12 protein-coding genes are annotated in these 17,096 nt (G+C 60.8%); 7 read left to right on the top strand and 5 right to left on the bottom strand.

The genetic code is table 11. From position 1 onward, the window contains the following. Positions 1-6: 6 nt before the first annotated feature. Both PG898_RS02820 and PG898_RS02815 read right to left on the bottom strand, forming a co-directional pair. Positions 7-1,743 (bottom strand): ABC transporter transmembrane domain-containing protein, encoded by a 1,737-nt coding sequence (locus PG898_RS02820; RefSeq protein WP_270823504.1) that lies wholly within the window; start codon positions 1,741-1,743, stop codon positions 7-9. A 143-nt stretch (positions 1,744-1,886) separates the two neighbouring features. Then, a complete protein-coding gene (locus PG898_RS02815) occupies positions 1,887-4,685 on the bottom strand; it encodes a response regulator (protein WP_270823503.1) in 2,799 nt (932 codons plus the stop codon). Between the two features lie 154 nt (positions 4,686-4,839). On the opposite strand from PG898_RS02815, the gene trxC reads away from it, so the two are divergent. From trxC to PG898_RS02800, 3 genes are all read left to right on the top strand, one after another. Then, positions 4,840-5,280, top strand: a complete 441-nt coding sequence (trxC, locus tag PG898_RS02810) for a thioredoxin TrxC (RefSeq protein WP_270823502.1) — start codon at positions 4,840-4,842, stop codon at positions 5,278-5,280. 154 nt (positions 5,281-5,434) lie between these two features. Further along, positions 5,435-6,820, top strand: a complete 1,386-nt coding sequence (locus tag PG898_RS02805; RefSeq protein WP_005323530.1) for an SLC13 family permease — start codon at positions 5,435-5,437, stop codon at positions 6,818-6,820. A 301-nt stretch (positions 6,821-7,121) separates the two neighbouring features. Further along, a complete protein-coding gene (locus PG898_RS02800) occupies positions 7,122-7,676 on the top strand; it encodes a cytochrome b/b6 domain-containing protein (protein ID WP_005323528.1) in 555 nt (184 codons plus the stop codon). Positions 7,677-7,740: 64 nt separating this feature from the next. On the opposite strand, the gene PG898_RS02795 is transcribed toward PG898_RS02800, so the two are convergent. Further along, positions 7,741-10,215 carry a glycogen/starch/alpha-glucan phosphorylase gene (locus PG898_RS02795; RefSeq protein WP_171276242.1) on the bottom strand — a complete coding sequence of 825 codons (2,475 nt, stop codon included), beginning with the start codon at positions 10,213-10,215 and terminating at the stop codon, positions 7,741-7,743. Between the two features lie 396 nt (positions 10,216-10,611). Then, positions 10,612-10,809, bottom strand: coding sequence for a DUF4250 domain-containing protein (locus tag PG898_RS02790; protein ID WP_005323525.1), 198 nt, complete (start codon positions 10,807-10,809; stop codon positions 10,612-10,614). A gap of 233 nt (positions 10,810-11,042) precedes the next feature. On the opposite strand from PG898_RS02790, the gene PG898_RS02785 reads away from it, so the two are divergent. After that, complete coding sequence (locus tag PG898_RS02785) at positions 11,043-11,522, top strand: cell division inhibitor (protein WP_270823501.1); 480 nt, start codon at positions 11,043-11,045, stop codon at positions 11,520-11,522. A 160-nt stretch (positions 11,523-11,682) separates the two neighbouring features. Here PG898_RS02785 and PG898_RS02780 read toward each other — a convergent pair whose 3' ends face one another. Next, complete coding sequence (locus tag PG898_RS02780; RefSeq protein WP_270823500.1) at positions 11,683-13,206, bottom strand: fumarate hydratase; 1,524 nt, start codon at positions 13,204-13,206, stop codon at positions 11,683-11,685. A gap of 209 nt (positions 13,207-13,415) precedes the next feature. Between PG898_RS02780 and pabB the strand changes: the two genes are divergently transcribed. The 3 genes from pabB to PG898_RS02765 all read left to right on the top strand — a co-directional run bounded on the left by pabB (position 13,416) and on the right by PG898_RS02765 (position 16,928). Further along, positions 13,416-14,792, top strand: coding sequence for an aminodeoxychorismate synthase component I (gene pabB, locus PG898_RS02775; protein ID WP_270823499.1), 1,377 nt, complete (start codon positions 13,416-13,418; stop codon positions 14,790-14,792). 55 nt (positions 14,793-14,847) lie between these two features. Continuing rightward, a complete protein-coding gene (locus PG898_RS02770) occupies positions 14,848-15,438 on the top strand; it encodes a CoA pyrophosphatase (RefSeq protein ID WP_270823565.1) in 591 nt (196 codons plus the stop codon). A gap of 191 nt (positions 15,439-15,629) precedes the next feature. Beyond that, the gene (locus PG898_RS02765; RefSeq protein ID WP_042649889.1) at positions 15,630-16,928 is read left to right on the top strand and encodes an HAAAP family serine/threonine permease; all 1,299 of its coding nucleotides are present in this window, start codon (positions 15,630-15,632) and stop codon (positions 16,926-16,928) included. The last annotated feature ends 168 nt before the right edge of the window (positions 16,929-17,096 follow it).

Here is a 17,096-nt window from a genome sequence, read left to right as displayed (position 1 = left end):
TCGAACTCACAGGCTCTCCTCCACGTCTTGCTCCAGGCGCTGATAGCGCACCATATCCGCGTACCAGCCGTTGTGGGCCATCAGGGCACCGTGGGCACCGCGCTCGCTGATGGCTCCCTGCTCCAGCACCAGGATCTCGTTGGCCTGCTCCACCGCCGTCATGCGGTGGCTCACCAGTATGAGGGTCCGTCTGTGGGCCTTGAGCGCCAGCAAGATCTGCTGCTCTGTGTGAGCATCCACCGCCGACAGGGCGTCATCCAGTACCAGGATGGGGGCATCCAGCAGCAGGGCGCGGGCAATGGCGAGGCGCTGCTTCTGGCCGCCGGAGAGGGTCACCCCCTTCTCCCCCACCTCGGTCTCATAGCCTCTGGGGAAACGAACGATGTCGTCGTGGACGCAGGCGATGCGCGCCACCCGCTCTATCTCCTCCTGGCTGGCCTCCGGCTTGCCGAGGGCGATGTTGGCGGCGATGGTGGTGGAGAAGAGGAAGGGCTCCTGGGGCACATAGGCAAACTGGTTGCGCAGGGTGCCCAGGGGCAGCTGATCGATGGGCACGCCCCCCATGGTAATGGCACCGGCCGTGGGATTGGCCAGCCGCATCAGGAGCTTGAGCAGGGAGCTCTTGCCCGCCCCAGTGCGTCCCACCACCCCCAGCATGCCCCCTTGCTTGAGGGTAAAGTCGATATCCTGCAGCAGGGTACGCTGCTCCAGCCGATAGCCCAGGCCCCTGACCTCAAGGGGCAGAGCCGAGACAAAGGCCGCAGGCCGGGCGGGCTCTTCGATGTCGCTGCGCTCACTCAGCATGCTCTCGATACGGGAGTAGGCGGCGCTGCCCCGCTCTATGATGTTGAACAACCAGGCGATGGCGAACATGGGCCAGATGAGCTGACCCAGGTACATGGTGAAGCTGGTGAGCTCCCCCAGGGTCAGCTTGTCTTGCAGCACCAGGGCGCTGCCGCCGGCCACCGCCAGGAAATAGGAGCAGCCGATGCACAGATAGATCACGGGATCGAACTTGGCATCGATGCGGGCCACCGCCATGTTGCGCTCCCCCGCCTGGCGGGTCAGCTCGGCGAAGCCCTGATCCTCGAGGGACTCCACCGCATAGGACTTGAGCACCCGCACCCCCGAGAGGGCCTCCTGGGTCTTGTTGTTGAGCCGGGAGAAAGCCCCCTGCGCCGCCTTGAACTCCTTGTAGATCTGGGTACCAAAGCGGTTCATGAAGAAGGCCATCACCGGCAGCGGCAACAGGGAGAGCAGGGTCAGCTGCCAGGAGTACTGGCTGCACATGATGGAGAGCACCAGGATCCCGACGATGAAGGAATCCACCAGGGTCAGTACCCCCTCTCCGGCCGTCATCTCCACCGCCTGGATGTCGTTGGTGGCATGGGCCATCAGATCGCCGGTGCGGTGGCGCTGATAGAAATCCGGGCTCATGCGGGTGAAGTGGGTAAAGAGGCGGTTGCGCAGCACATAGGCGAGCCGGTAGGAGGCCCCGAACAGCATGACCCGCCACACATAACGCAGCAGATAGATGAGCAGGCCGAGGCCAAAGAGCCCCGCCAGATAGCCCATCAGGGTACCGTCATCGAGCTCCCCCCTGGCGATGCCATCCACTACCCAGCCCACCACCTTGGGGGGGATCACGGTCAACAGGGCCACCATCATCAGCAGGGAGATGGCCATCAGATAACGCCGCCACTGATCCTTGAAAAACCAGCCAAGCCGCAAAAATACGCTCACAGTAAAGTCCTTGCTCGCGGCACAGCCGGCGCCGCGTGGTCATAGAGAGAAGCTCAATACAATCGCCCCCGAGGTGGGGGCGATGGGAGTGGGTCATCATAGCCTGAAGCGGACGACTTGAGAACGATTGCTATCTCACCGGTTCACAGCCGCTTGTCGGGGGGCGAGAACGGGAAGGCGACCGACTCCTGCTGCTCGCCGGTCAGCAGGAAGTGGGAGACCTCCTCCCGGGTCTGGATGAAGACCTGCTGCAACTGGGTCAGTTCCCCCTCGCTCAGCTCCTCTTGCAACCGCAGCCGCCACTCCAGCTCGCCGGCCAGCAGTTGCAGCCGGGAGGCGGAGATGTTGGCCGACACCCCCTTCAAGGTGTGCAGCAGGCGGCAGGCCACTTCGGGCTGCTGGCGGCGCAGGGCGGAGCGAATGTCCCACAGATCGTCCTTGTGTTCGGAGAGGAACAGCTTGAACAGGATCTGCAGCGCCTCCCTGTCCTGCTCCAGCCGGCGCAGCGCATCCTCCAGATCCAGCACCCCCATCAGATCCGGCGGCTTGACCTCGAGCGGCACTCGCCGCTCGCCGCTGGCGCTCTTCACCCACTGCAGCAGGTTGTTGTAGAGATCCAGCTTGCTGACCGGCTTGGTGACATAACCGTTCATGCCGACCCCGAGGCAACGCTCCCTGTCCCCCGGCATGGCGCTGGCGGTGAGCGCTATGATGGGGACGTCGTGCTTGTCCACCATCTTGCGGATCTGGCGGGTGGCATCCAGGCCATCGAGCACCGGCATCTGCAGATCCATCAGGATGACGTCAAAGGGCTGCTCCGCCACCTGCTCCACCGCCTCGCGCCCGTTGTCCACCACAGTGACCACGGCCTCGACCCGGCGCAGGTACTCCATGATGAGCTGCTGGTTGACGCGGTTGTCTTCGGCCAGCAGCACCCGGGTCCCGTGCAGCAGCTCCTTGAAGTGCTGCTGATCCCCCTGCGCCTCGGCCTGACGGACCTTGCTGTCGTGGGAGCTGCCGTTGAGCAGCTCATCGACCTTGGCTAGCAGGGTATTCTCTGTCATGGGCTTGGCCAGGAAGTGGGTCAGCCCCATGCTCTCCATGCGCCCGTGCAGCCCCTCCCTGGACCAGGCGCTAGTCATCAGTATGGGCAGGCGCCGCCACTGGCTGTGCTGATACATTTCGAGGGCGAGATCCAGACCGTCCTCCTGTCCCATGCGCCAGTCGAGGATGGCGAGCCGGATGTGGTGGCCCTCCTCCCGCAGCACCTGGCGGGCACGGGAGAGGCTGTCGACCGCGATCACGGAGGCGCCGGCCCGGCCCAGTATGTCCTTGGCCAGCTCCAGCACCAGTTCGTTGTCATCCATCATCAAAATAAGAGGCTGGTGATCGAAGAAGACACGGCGTCCGGAGACACCATAGACGGCCTGAGACAGGGGGATCTCGAACTGGAAGGTGGAACCCACCCCTGGCTTGCTCTGCACCCTGATCTCCCCCCCCATCAGCCCCACCAGCCGCTGGGAGATGTTGAGCCCAAGCCCTGAGCCACCATATTTGCGGGTGTTGCCCGCCTCCAGCTGGGTAAAGGGCTGGAACAGCTGCGCCTGCTTCTCCGGCGCTATGCCGATGCCGGTATCCCGCACGCTGAAGCACACTCGCATGGGATGCTGGTTGGTCAGGGTGATGGCCACCTCCACCTCCCCCCGCTCGGTGAACTTGATGGCGTTGTTGACCAGGTTGACCAGCACCTGGCCGAGGCGCAGCGGATCGCCGCGCAGAAAATCGGGCACCGCAGGCGACTTGTTGATGATGACCTCGATCTGCTTGCGCTCCGCCAGATCCGCAAACATGGCGGCCAGGGAGTCGAGCTGCTCGCTGAGATCGAAGTCGATCTCCTCGAGCGTCAGCTTGCCAGACTCCACCTTGGTCAAATCCAGGATGTCGTTGATGAGCAACAACAAGGTGTCAGACGAGGACTTTATTTTGTTGAGATAGTCCCGCTGCTGCTGATCGAGATTGGTCTGCAGCGCCAGGGCACTGAAGCCGATGATGGCATTCATGGGGGTGCGGATCTCGTGGCTCATGTTCGCCAGAAAATCGCTTTTCGCCTGGGCCAGCAAGGCGGCGTGGCGGGACAGCTCGCTCAGTTTCTGGTTGCGGCGCCACAGGGTCGCGGCCACCAGCGAGAAGCAGAGCAGCGCCCCCCCCAGCACCATCAGATAGAAACGGCTCTTGAGGGACGAGGCCTGATCCAGCTTGCTCTGTTTCCACGCCGGCAGCGAGGACAGTCCCTTCATCTCGACGATCTGGTTACGCAGGCGATGGTACTCCATCACCTGCTGATTGAGCTCCTGGCTGAGTCGGGTGAGGGCCATGACCTTGGGCTGCCCGAGGGAGGTCTCCATCAGCCGCTGCTGCAGTTGCTGCAGTTGACGCTGTTCGCTTGTGTCCCAGCTGCGCCTGAGGTAGTGGCTCAACCGGGCAAGCTCGGTGAGATCGCGGGATTGCTCGGCCCCGGCCGGCAGCGTTGCCAGCAGTGCCTTGAGCTGGCTTTGGAAACGAGGCGCCAGGTATTCGATGGTCATCTCCATGGTGTAGAACCTGGCGAGATCCAGCAGATAGCCATCGATGTCCCGTTGCAGCGCCTGGGAAGTGGGATCATCCACCGAGCCCGGGTCTTCGCGCACCTGGCTCACGAAGCGATCCAGGCTGCTCGACAGCAGGCTGAGGCGCTGCTGTACGCTGCCATCGCTGGCCTTCTCTCGCCCCAGCAGATACACGGTGTCGGTATTGACCCGGTTGAGGACCAGCTCTGCGGCCACGCTCAGATCGGAGGCGCGTTGTTGCTGGCTCAGCAACTGCCAGCAATAGGCAGAAAACGCCAGCAGCGATACGATGATAAGGCCAAAGACAACACGATTGACCCGTGCAACACTCTTCATCCCGTCACGATTCTCATGTCATGGTCAGCCATCCGGTGACTCAGGGTCACGACCAGACAGCCGAGTGTGAAAAACAACTGAGCGCTATGTTACCGTTAGTCTGCTCTGTGAATGCAATAAAGATGTTGCCGGGCCATGAATAAAGGAACCAATTATGTCACTTGTCACTACCTATTGTAGCCATTGCTTCACCCGCAATCGCCTGCCCGCCGAAAAAACAGACTCAAACGCGAAGTGTGGTCGCTGCCACCAACCCCTGTTTTCCCACTCCCCGGTGGCGGGCCGACAGACCAACTTTGATGCCGTGATCCAGTCTGACATTCCGGTAGTGGTCGACTTCTGGGCCAGCTGGTGCGGTCCCTGTCTGCAGTTCGCCCCCGTCTTTCAGGAGATAGCGCTTGAACTCGAACCCCGCATCCGCTTCGTGAAGCTTGACACCGAACAGGAAGCCGCCATCGCCAGCCGCTACGCCATTCGCAGCATACCGACCCTGATGTTCTTCAGAGGGGGACAGATCCTGGCTCAGCGCAGCGGCTCCCTGCCCAAGAGCCTGTTCAAGGAGTGGCTGCTCTCCACCGCGGCAGCGCCCAAATGAAAACAGAATGTTTAATTTCTGTTTAATGTCAGATCCATTTTCACTTGACTCTGTGAGTCGCCACATGCTTTGACCACATCCCCCTGTTTCAAACAGGGGGATAAATGTAATCTCGGCAACACAACAACAACCATAAATTAACCGAGAGAACAACATGAATACCTCTGCAGTCCCTTCCGCCCCTACACGCTGGCTGGACATCAAGGCCGGGATCGTTATCCTGGATCTCCTGCTGCTCTGTGCCATGCTCGCCTGGCTTCCGTTTGATCCCATGGTCAACAAAGGCCTCGGCATCCTGATCTTCATCGCCATCCTCTGGCTGACCGAAGCGGTGAACATCACCATCACGGCCTTGTCCATCCCGGTGCTCGCCACCCTGCTCGGGGTGTTTGACATGAGCAAGTCGCTGACCGACTTCGCCAACCCGGTCCTGTTCCTCTTCTTCGGCGGCTTTGCCCTGGCGGCGGCCCTCTCCAAGCAGGGACTCGATACCCAGATCGCCGCCAAGGTGATGCAGCTTGCCAAGGGTCACCTTGGCTGGGCAGCCATAGTGCTGTTCACCATCACGGCTGCGCTCTCCATGTGGATCAGCAACACCGCCACCGCCGCCATGATGATGCCGCTGGCCCTCGGCATGCTCAAGGGCCTCGACGTTCACAAGGAGCGTCGCACTTTGGTCTTCGTCCTGCTTGGCGTCGCCTACAGCGCCAGCATCGGCGGGATCGGCACCCTGGTGGGCAGCCCCCCCAATGCCATCGCTGCCGCCCAGATGGGACTGGGCTTCACCGACTGGCTGAAGTTCGGCATCCCGGTGGTGCTCATCTTCATGCCGGTGGGCATAGGCCTGCTCTACTGGGTAACGCGCCCCAACCTGTCGCACCAGGTCAGCACCGAGCAGGTCACCATAGAGTGGACCGGCCAGCGCAAGACCACCTTGCTCATCTTCCTGACCACAGTGCTGCTGTGGATTGGCTCCCAACCCATAGCCGCGGCCCTGGGGGGCATTCCCCAGTTCGATACCCTGATCGCCATGGGTGCCATCCTGGCCATCGCCGTCAGCCGGGTCGCCAGCTGGGATGACATCAACCAGAACACCGACTGGGGTGTGCTGCTGCTGTTCGGGGGTGGTCTTACCTTAAGCGCCGTCCTCAAGCAAACCGGGGCCAATGCCTTCCTGGCGGAGCACCTCTCCAGTGCGCTCTCCACCATGCCCATCTTCATCATCCTGCTCTGCCTGGCCGCCTTCGTGGTGTTCCTGACCGAGCTGGTCTCCAACACCGCCACCGCCGCCCTGCTGGTGCCGCTGTTCGCCGGTGTGGCCGAGGCGCTGGGGGTCTCCCCCATAGTGGTGTCTGTGCTGATCGCAGTCGGCGCCTCCTGCGCCTTCATGCTGCCGGTGGCAACCCCGCCCAACGCCATCGTCTTCGCCAGCGGTCATATCCAGCAACGGGAGATGATGCGAGCCGGTCTGGTGCTGAACCTGGTGTTTACCCTCATCCTGACCCTGCTGGCCTATTTCTTCGGCGATATCCTGCACTGATCCCCGGCCAGGCTGATGGGCCTGTGGATGCTGACGGAGCAAGCCCCTGAGCCGTCGAACACCCCAAGTCTGTTGACACACCAGAGCCCCGCACCGTCGGGGCTCTGTTTATTCCTCCCTCTGGTGATTCCCCCAGCCTCTCGCTCTCTCCTTGCCACTGGCCCTGCCCCTGTGGCGCACCTCAGGTCATTAACACGGCCTTAAGAAAGTGCCTCCATGATGCGGACAATGGCACTCCGGCAATCGGCGCATGGAAAGCCGGGATGGATCACAACGAGAGGAAAACATCATGGAGAAAGCGATGGGAAGCAGCAAGGCCATCAGGGTCTGGGATCCCCTGATCAGGGTGTTTCACTGGGCCACCGTCCTGCTGTGCGTGCTCAACCTGTTCATCCTGGAGGAAGGCAGACGCAATCACCGCTATGTCGGGTACGCCTTGGCCGGATTGCTGGTGCTGCGCATCCTGTGGGGATTGGTCGGCTCCGACTACGCCAGGTTTGCCCAGTGGTTTCCGACTCCGGCCCGCCTGGGCCGCTACCTGCAGGCCAGCTGGCAGGGCAAACACCCCTATCATGCCGGCCACAATCCGCTGGGCGCCTTGATGATACTGATGATGTTGACCTGCCTGGTGGGGACAGCGGTCACCGGGATCATGACGGGGTACGAGCAGCTGTTTGATGAAGACCTCATGGAAGAGCTCCACGAGTTCTTTGCCAAGGCGCTGCAGATAGCCATCTTCATCCATGTGTTGGCGGTCATCGTCCTCGATCGCCTGACCCGGGGCGATCTCATCAGGGCCATGATCACCGGCAGGAAGCGCGTGCCAGCCGGCACCGAGATCGTCGACAAGCGTTGAGGCCTCCTCGACCAGATGACATAAAAAAACCCCGCGATGCGGGGTTTTTTTATATTGGGTGTGCTCAGCCGACGTTGCAGCTCTTCAATTTCCAGATCCGGTCCACGTAGTCCTGGATGGAGCGGTCGGAGTTGAACTTGCCCATGGTGGCCGAGTTGATGATGGCCTTCTTCGCCCACAGCGCCGGATCCCGATACCAGGTATCGATCAACTTGTGCGCTTCCGAGTAGGAGGCGAAATCGGCCAGGGTCAGGTAGGGATCCCCTCCTTCCAGCAAGGAGCGCTTGATGGAGGCGAGTTCGCCCGGACGACCCGGCGTGAAGTAGTCGGTGTCGAACCAGTCCAGCACCGCCTTGAGCTCGGAGTTGGCGTAGTAGAAGTCGTAGGGGTTGTAACCGCGCGCCTTCAGGGACTTCACCTCGTCCACGTTCAGGCCGAAGATGGCGCAGTTCTCGGCCCCCGCCTCTTCGGCGATCTCGATGTTGGCGCCGTCCAGGGTGCCTATGGTGATGGCGCCGTTCAGTGCCATCTTCATGTTGCCGGTACCTGAGGCTTCATAACCTGCGGTGGAGATCTGCTCGGAGACATCCGCCGCCGGGATCAGCTTCTCGGCCAGGCTCACGCGGTAGTTCGGCATGAACACCACTTTCAGCTTGCCCTGGATGCGGGCGTCGTTGTTGACCCGCTCAGCCAGCTTGTTGATGGCGTAGATGATGTCCTTGGCCAGCTTGTAACCGGGCGCCGCCTTGGAGCCGAAGATGAACACCCGCGGGTGCATGTCATAGTCGGGGTTCGCCAGCAGACGACGGTAGAGCGCCATGATGTGGATGAGGTTCAGCTGCTGACGCTTGTACTCGTGCAGACGCTTGATCTGGACGTCGAAGATCGCCTCGGCCGAGACATCGATGCCGGTTTCCGCCTTGATGACCTTGACCAGCTTCTCCTTGTTGTGACGCTTGATGGTCATGAACTGCTGCTGGAACGCCTTGTCGTCGGCAAACTTGGTCACGCTGCGCAGCTTGTCCAGCTGCAGCGGCCACTCCTTGCCCACCACCTCGTTGTAGAGAGCGGCGAGCTCGGGGTTGCAGGCCAGCAGCCAGCGACGGGGTGTCACGCCGTTGGTGACGTTGCACATCTTCTCGGGCCACAACTCGGCATACTCGGGGAAGAGATCCTCTTTCACCAGCTTGGAGTGGATCTCGGCCACGCCGTTCACCTTGCAGGAGCCGATGACGCACAGGTTGCCCATGCGCACCTTGCGCACGTCCCCTTCTTCGATGATGGAGAGCTTGGCCTTGATGGCGTCGTTACCCGGCCACTTGGGCTCCACCAGCTCGTTCAGGAAGCGGGCGTTGATCTCGTAGATGATCTCGAGATGACGGGGCAGCACCTTCTCGAACAGGCTGACGGACCACTTCTCCAGTGCTTCCGGCAGCAGGGTGTGGTTGGTGTAGGAGAAGACCTGGTAGCAGATGGCCCAGGCGGTATCCCAGTTCAAGTCTTCCTCGTCCACCAGCACCCGCATCAACTCGGGGATGGCCACGGTCGGGTGGGTATCGTTGAGCTGGATGGCAATTTGCGCGGCAAAGTTGCGGAAGTCCGAACCATGGACCCGCTTGTAGCGGCGCATGATGTCCTTGATGGAGCAGGCACAGAAGAAGTACTGCTGGATCAGGCGCAGCTCTTTGCCTGCATCTGTCTCGTCATTCGGGTAGAGCACCTTGGAGATGGTCTCGGCCTGGGCCTTCTCGGCCTGGGAGTCGATGTAACCACCGGCGTTGAACACGTCCCAGTCGAAGAACTCGGAGGCGCGGGATTCCCACAGGCGCAGGATGTTGACGGTGTGACCGCCAAAGCCGACCACAGGAATGTCCCAAGGCACCCCTTTGATCTTGCGGCCGGCGTGCCACACCTTCTTCAGGCCGCCCTTGTCACCGAACACGGTCTCCACGTAGCCGTAGAGCGGGATCTCCTGCACCGACTCGGGGCGGCAGATCTCCCAGGGGTTGCCATATTCACGCCAGGAGTCCGGGCGCTCGATCTGGCGGCCATCCTGGATCTCCTGACGGAACAGGCCGTGCTCGTAGTGGATGCCATAGCCCACCGCCGGGTAATTCAGGGTGGCCAGGGAGTCGATGAAGCAGGCGGCCAGACGACCCAGGCCGCCGTTGCCAAGGGCCATGTCCGGCTCTTGTTCGCACAGATCGGTCAATTCCAGACCGAGTTCACCCAGGGCCTCTTCGCAGATCTTGTACAGGGAGAGGTTGTGCAGGTTGTTGGAGGTCAAACGCCCCATCAGGAATTCAGCAGAGAGATAGTGAATCGCACGAGTATCTTTCTTGAAGTGAGTCTGCTGAGTGCGGGTAAGGCGCTCGTACACCTGTTCGTTGACGGCGGCAGCGGTCGCTTTCCACCATGCTTCGGGAGAGGCTTTCTGTTCGCTTGTACCCAAGGTAGAACGCAGGTGACGCACGATACTCGCCTTGAGCTGATCTTTATCCAGTTGGAGATCCTGGTCTGTCTTCTTCTTGGTAGCCATAAACCATTTTCCTTCGTTACAAATAAAAAATGTTATCCCCTTGAGGGACCGGCGCTGTTGTTATCTCAGAATATGTTCCGGCGTGGGCATACTAGCTAAAGCCGGGGGTTTAAAAGTTAACGTGAGTCACACTTTAACGCATAAAAATGACAGTTTCACCATGAAAACCCTTTCCTATATCTCGCCTGAACAAAATAAAAATAACCTTAAAAATCAAAACATTGAGTGAAATTAAAAAAGATGGATTCATGAATAGGTTTTCAATGATTGCCAGCGGCTGAAAATACGTGAAAATAAGCGCCAACTAGGCCGGCGATGAAATCGCTTTCAATGTTTGGTGTCTCAGCGCGGCAATAAAAGGAAGCTGCCCCAATTGGGGCAGCTTCCCGAGCTGAATTAACCATGGGCCTTGAACTGGTTACTCATGGGGTCGTAGTGATAACCAATCTGCTGCAGACGGGTGGCCAGCTGATCCTCTGTCATGTCGTAGTAAGCCAGCAACTCTTCCAGACCATCGCACTCCAGCCGCAGCTTCTCGTTGATGATCCCGAGCAGAATATTGGCGTCCAGCCGTTGCAAGGTGCTCACATCCATCTTGGTCCCTCCTCTTGCCATACATACTGTATAACCATGAGCGCCGGCCCGCGCTTTGTCTACAGGTTAAAAAACACCCGCCCCGTCATCGATATAAATAGCATTTAAATTCAATAAGTTAATAAAAATCCCTGTTAGTCGGCTCACATTTTTAATCACAAACGCCTTGTCACTGGCATGAGATAGAACTACTGTATACACATACAGCATGGTTATTCATACAGGACACACATATGAGCCAGCCCCTGAGTCACCGCCTACTCTCCTCCTCTGCCGGTGTGATCACCACCTGGCCCACCCGCCATCAGAACAAGGCGGAGCATGAGCATCGACTGGCCATGGATCTCCATGAAGCCCCGTTGCTGGATGCGCTGGGAAGATTGAGCCAAAGCGACAGCGGCTGGATTTTGCTCATAGCTCCGCCAGGGCTGCCCGTGGCCAAGCAACTACAAGCGCAGGGGATCAACCCCGCTCGGGTACTGGTGGTTCACGGCCCCAAGATCAAGAACTGGCAACGTCTGCTGGAGCAGAGCCTGGCCAACGGTCATTGTGCCGCCGTCTTGACCTGGTTGCCCGAACGGGTTGCCCTGGATCGCAGCCGCCTCAGCACCCTGGGGCAGCGTGCCGGTGTCCTGACTCGCTTCTTCGAGCCCACCCCTGCCCAGGGGGCCCCCCTCTGTTACGGTGGGCAGGACGTCTACCTGAACCATTGAGTCATATCGTGCCGACCCGGGCTGGCAGGGCTCCCCGCCCCGCGCGTCAGTCTGACACGGCATCAACGAAGACGAGAAAGGCGACCCTGAGGTCGCCTTCTGTCATATGGGCTGTGATGAGCTGCCATCTGCCCGGCGCCCCGCGAGGGCTTGCACCGGATCAGGCGAGCTTGGTATCCAGCTCGGCGATTTTGGCAGACCAGTAGGCCGGGCCGGTTTCATGGATGTTGTTGCCCTGAGAGTCGACCGCCACTGTTACCGGCATGTCTTCCACCTCGAACTCATAGATGGCTTCCATGCCCAGATCGGCGAAGGCCACGACGCGCGCCTTCTTGATGGCCTTGGCCACCAGATAGGCGGCGCCACCGACGGCCATCAGGTAGACCGCCTTATGCTGCTTGATGCTCTCGACGGTTTTCGGACCGCGCTCGGACTTGCCTATCATGCCGATGAGGCCGGTTTCACCCAGCATCATGTCGGTGAACTTGTCCATCCGGGTGGAGGTGGTGGGGCCGGCCGGGCCGACCACTTCGTCACGTACCGCATCGACCGGGCCGACGTAGTAGATGAAACGGTTGGTGAAGTCCACCCCTTCCGGCAAGCCTTCACCATTTTTCAGCATGTCGGCAATGCGCTTGTGGGCGGCGTCACGGCCGGTGAGGATCTTGCCGGAGAGCAGCACTGTATCGCCGCTCTTCCAGCTGGCGAGTTCGGCCTTGGTGATGCCGTCGACATTGACCCGGCGCACGTTGCCGCCCGCTTCACGGGTGATTTCCGGCCAGTCGCTCAGCTTGGGCGGAGTCAACTCGGCGGGGCCAGAGCCATCGAGCTCGAAGTGAACGTGACGGGTGGCGGCGCAGTTGGGGATCATCACCACCGGCTTGGAGGCGGCATGAGTCGGGGCGGACTTGACCTTCACGTCCAGCACTGTGGTGAGGCCCCCCAGCCCCTGGGCACCAATCCCCAGCCGGTTGACCTTGTCATAGAGCTCGACCCTCAGCTTCTCTTCTGTGGTCTCTGGACCCCGGGCGATCAGCTCCTGAATGTCGATGTGCTCCATCAGGGCTTCCTTGGCGAGCACGGCCGCCTTCTCGGCGGTACCGCCGATGCCGATCCCCAGCATGCCAGGCGGGCACCAGCCTGCGCCCATGGTCGGCACGGTTTTGAGCACCCATTCGACCACGTCGTCGGAGGGGTTGAGCATCACCATCTTGGACTTGTTCTCGGAGCCGCCACCTTTGGCCGCAATGCTCACTTCCACCTTGTCCCCCGGAATCATGTCGATGTGCACCACGGCAGGGGCGTTGTCCTTGGTGTTCTTGCGACTGCCGGCCGGATCGGCGAGCACGGAGGCGCGCAGCGGGTTGTCCGGATTGGTGTAGGCGCGGCGGGTACCCTCGTCCACCATCTCCTGCACCGTCATGTCACTGTCCCACTGCACCTGCATGCCGATCTTGACGAAGCAGGTGACGATGCCGGTGTCCTGGCACAGGGGGCGATGCCCTTCGGCGGACATGCGGGAGTTGATCAGGATCTGGGCCAGGGCATCCTTGGCGGCCGGGTTGATCTCGCGGTCATAGGCAGCCTTGGCGGCTTGGACAAAATCGAGGGGGTGGTAGAAAGAGATGTACTGCAGGGCGTCAGCAATGGAATCGATAAAGTCCTGTTTTCTAATGATGCTCATATCATCCTCACTGGTCCTTGTCGTCGCTTGCGCGAGCAAGGGCTTCCATATGAGCCGGGCCTTCGGCAGGCGGCGAATGCGCACAGAGCCGGCGACTACGGCGTGTTTTTATAACGGTGTTTTTCTTAAAAATGCCGGCGGCCATGATACGCTTGAGCACCCGAACCGGCTAGGGAGCTGGGTGCAAACTGTTGCCTGTGTAACAAAAAATGAAACCAAGACTGCATATCCACCATTTCGACCCGCAAGCATCGCTTCACGCCCTGTTTGCCCGCTTGCAACACCAGGCCTGGGCCATCCTGCTGGAATCGGCAGGCCCAACGGGCGCCGACAATCGCGTTGACATCATCAGCGCCGATCCGCTCGCCACCCTGGAGACCCGGGGTGCCAGCACCTGCCTCACCCAGGCTGGTCACCAGAGCCATCATGACGACGATCCCCTCGCCCTGCTCGCCGAGACCCAACGAGCCCTGCTGGGCGAGCTGGTGCAAGATGAGCATGACCTGCCCTTCATCGGGGGCGCCCTGGGGCTCTTTGGCTACGATCTGGGCCGGCGATTCGAGCGTCTGCCCGCCCAGGCCAGTGCGGATATCCAGGTACCCGACATGGCGGTGGGGATCTACGACTGGGCACTGCTGCGGAATGTCGCAACCGGTCGCTGGCAGCTGGTGCACTGGGGAGATGAGGCCGGGCTCGCCAGACGCCTGCAGTGGCTGGCTGCACAAGCCCCTCAGCCCTGCGCCCCCTTCGCCTTGCAGGGCGAGTGGCAGAGCAACATGAGCCGGGCCGAATACGGCGAAAAGTTCGCCCGCATCCAGGCCTATCTGGCGGCAGGGGATTGCTATCAAATCAACCTGACCCAGCGCTTCAGCGCCCCCTATGGAGGGGACGAGTGGTCCGCCTATCTCGCCCTCAGTGCCGCCAACAAGGCCCCCTTCTCCGCCTTTGTCCGGCTGCCCCGTAGCGCCATTTTGAGCCTCTCCCCCGAGCGCTTCCTGCTGCTCGATGGCCGCCACATCGAGACCAAGCCCATCAAGGGCACCCGACCTCGCCATCCGGATCCCGCTATCGACAAACAGGTGGCCGAGTCGCTCGCCAGTGCCGACAAGGACAGATCGGAGAACCTGATGATCGTGGATCTGCTGCGCAACGACATAGGCCGGGTCAGCCGCCCGGGCTCCGTCAGCGTGCCGAGCCTGTTTGCGGTGGAGTCCTTCCCCGCCGTGCATCACCTGGTCTCCACCATTCACGGGGAGCTGGATGCGCGCTGGCAGGGGGTGGATCTGCTGCGGGCCTGTTTCCCTGGCGGCTCCATCACGGGGGCCCCCAAGATCCGGGCGATGGAGATCATCGAGGAGCTGGAGCCGGTGCGCCGAAACGCCTATTGCGGCAGCATCGGCTATCTGAGCCAGCACGGCCGGATGGACACCAGCATCTGCATTCGCACCCTGATAGCCGAAGCCGGCCGGCTCCATTGCTGGGCAGGAGGGGGCATCATCGCCGACTCAGACCCGGACGCCGAATATCAGGAGACCTACGACAAGGTGGCCCGCATCCTGCCGCTGCTGGATGCCTTGCGCCAATGAGCCTGTGACTGCCCTCGCCCGCCCCAAGGAGACCAGGACCGAGATGGATATCGAGATGAACCGCGCCGAGCTGCTGACCCGCTTCCTGTTGCAGCGCCCCGCCCCCGCCCACCGTCTGATGCTGGCGGGGCTCAAGCCGGCGGCTGTGCTGATCCCCCTGGTGGAGCGCCCCCAGGGGCTGCACCTGTTGCTGACCCGCCGCAGCACCACCCTGCGCCACCACCCGGGGCAGATAAGCTTCCCCGGCGGACGCCAGGATCCGGAAGATAAGAGCCTGATCCACACCGCCCTGCGAGAGACCCATGAAGAGCTCGGGATCCCCGCCTCCCAGATCCGGGTCATCGGCAGCCTCACCCCGCTCAACACCATCTCCCTGTATGACGTCCTGCCTGTGCTGGCCATGATAGACCCCGACTATCGGCTTGCTCTCAGCCCCGATGAGGTGGCGCAGGCCTTCGAAGTGCCCCTCAGCCATGTGCTGGATCCGGCCCACCACATCGCCCTGACCCTCCCAAGGGCGGGCAAGCGCCACACCATCTATTGGATCCCCTGGCAACACTCCTTCATCTGGGGGGCCACCGCCAGCATGATCCGCCAGCTGGCCCAGCACCTGTCAGGACAACATATTGATAACCTTTCAAGGTGAGAAATTATCCAATTAACATTCAACTAACACTGCATATGATAAATAAATTTTGATTTTTTATTCTTTTGATCACATTTCCATAAGAAAGTGCGGGTTTCGGCCTCATAAAGGTGAATCTGATCAACATTTTTGATTAAAAAAAAAGTATTCTTGCGCCGACTAATTAAAACCACACATTCGGGGTGAGACACATGTCCAATACTGTCACTGGCGCACAGGACGTTGCAGCCGCACAGGAGCAAGGAATCAGCTCGGTCCAATCACGCGGTTGGAGCAAACAAGACACCACCTGGGTTATCAGCCTGTTCGGCACCGCCGTCGGCGCCGGCATCCTGTTCCTGCCCATCAACGCTGGCATGGGTGGCTTCTGGCCACTGGTGGTGATGGCGCTGCTGGTCGGCCCCATGACCTACCTGGCCCACCGCGGCTTGGCGCGCTTCGTGCTTTCCTCCAAGAAGCCAAATGCGGACATCACCGAAGTGGTGGAAGAGCATTTCGGCGTAGGCGCTGGCAAATTAATCACCCTGCTCTACTTCTTTGCCATCTACCCCATAGTGCTGATCTACGGCGTGGGCATCACCAATACCGTCGAGAGCTTCCTGGTCAACCAGCTGCAGATGACGGCGCCGCCGCGCTGGATCCTCTCCATCGTGCTGATCATGGCCATGATGTCGGTCATGCTGGCCGGTGAGAAGCTGATGCTGAAGGTCACCGAGTTCCTGGTGTACCCGCTCATCGCCATTCTGGCGGGCATCTCCCTCTACCTCATCCCGGACTGGACCGGTGCCGCCCTGGCCCAGGTGCCTTCTGCCAAGGATTTCGCCACCACCCTGTGGCTGACCATCCCGGTGCTGGTGTTCTCCTTCAACCACAGCCCGGCCATCTCCAGCTTCGCCCTGGCCCAGCGCCGTGATCACGGTGACAACGCCGTCGCCAAGTCCGATGCCATCTTGAAGCGCACCGCGCTCATCCTGCTCGGCTTCGTGATGTTCTTCGTCTTCTCCTGCGTGATGAGCCTGACACCGGCCCAACTGGCAGAAGCCAAGTCCCAGAACATTGCCGTGCTCTCCTACCTGGCCAACCAGCATGCGAGCCCCATCATTTCCTACTTCGGTCCGCTGGTTGCCTTCGTGGCCATCGTCTCCTCCTTCTTCGGCCACTATCTGGGTGCCCGTGAAGGTCTGAAGGGCATGGTAATGCAGCAGATGCGCTCCTCCGGCAAGGAACCGAACCACAAGAAGATCGAACTGTTCATCATTGCCTTCTTCATCCTGACCCTGTGGGGCGTGGCCGTGATCAACCCCTCCATCCTCGGCATGATCGAATCCCTGGGTGGTCCCATCATCGCCACCATCCTGTTCCTGATGCCGATGTACGCCATCAAGCGCGTCCCGGCCATGGCGAAATACCAGGGCCAGATCAGCAACGTGTTCGTGGCAACCATGGGCCTCATCGCCATCTCTGCCATCCTCTATCAACTGGTCGGCTAACCCGCCTGCGATAGCCAGGGTCAACCGGATCGCCGGTTGACCCTGCCAGAGACCCACAGCCCGGCAGGCTCAGCTTGCCGGGCTGTTTTCATTGCGGGGCACCGGGTTCGGCAAGGGCCTGGATAAGGCCATCTTCCCTATCAGCCACCTTTCCCAACCGGCCACCTG

The organism is Aeromonas sp. QDB31, from assembly GCF_027707605.1.
Classification (GTDB): Bacteria; Pseudomonadota; Gammaproteobacteria; order Enterobacterales; family Aeromonadaceae; genus Aeromonas; species Aeromonas media.
This window is presented reverse-complemented; position numbering and strand designations above follow the sequence as displayed.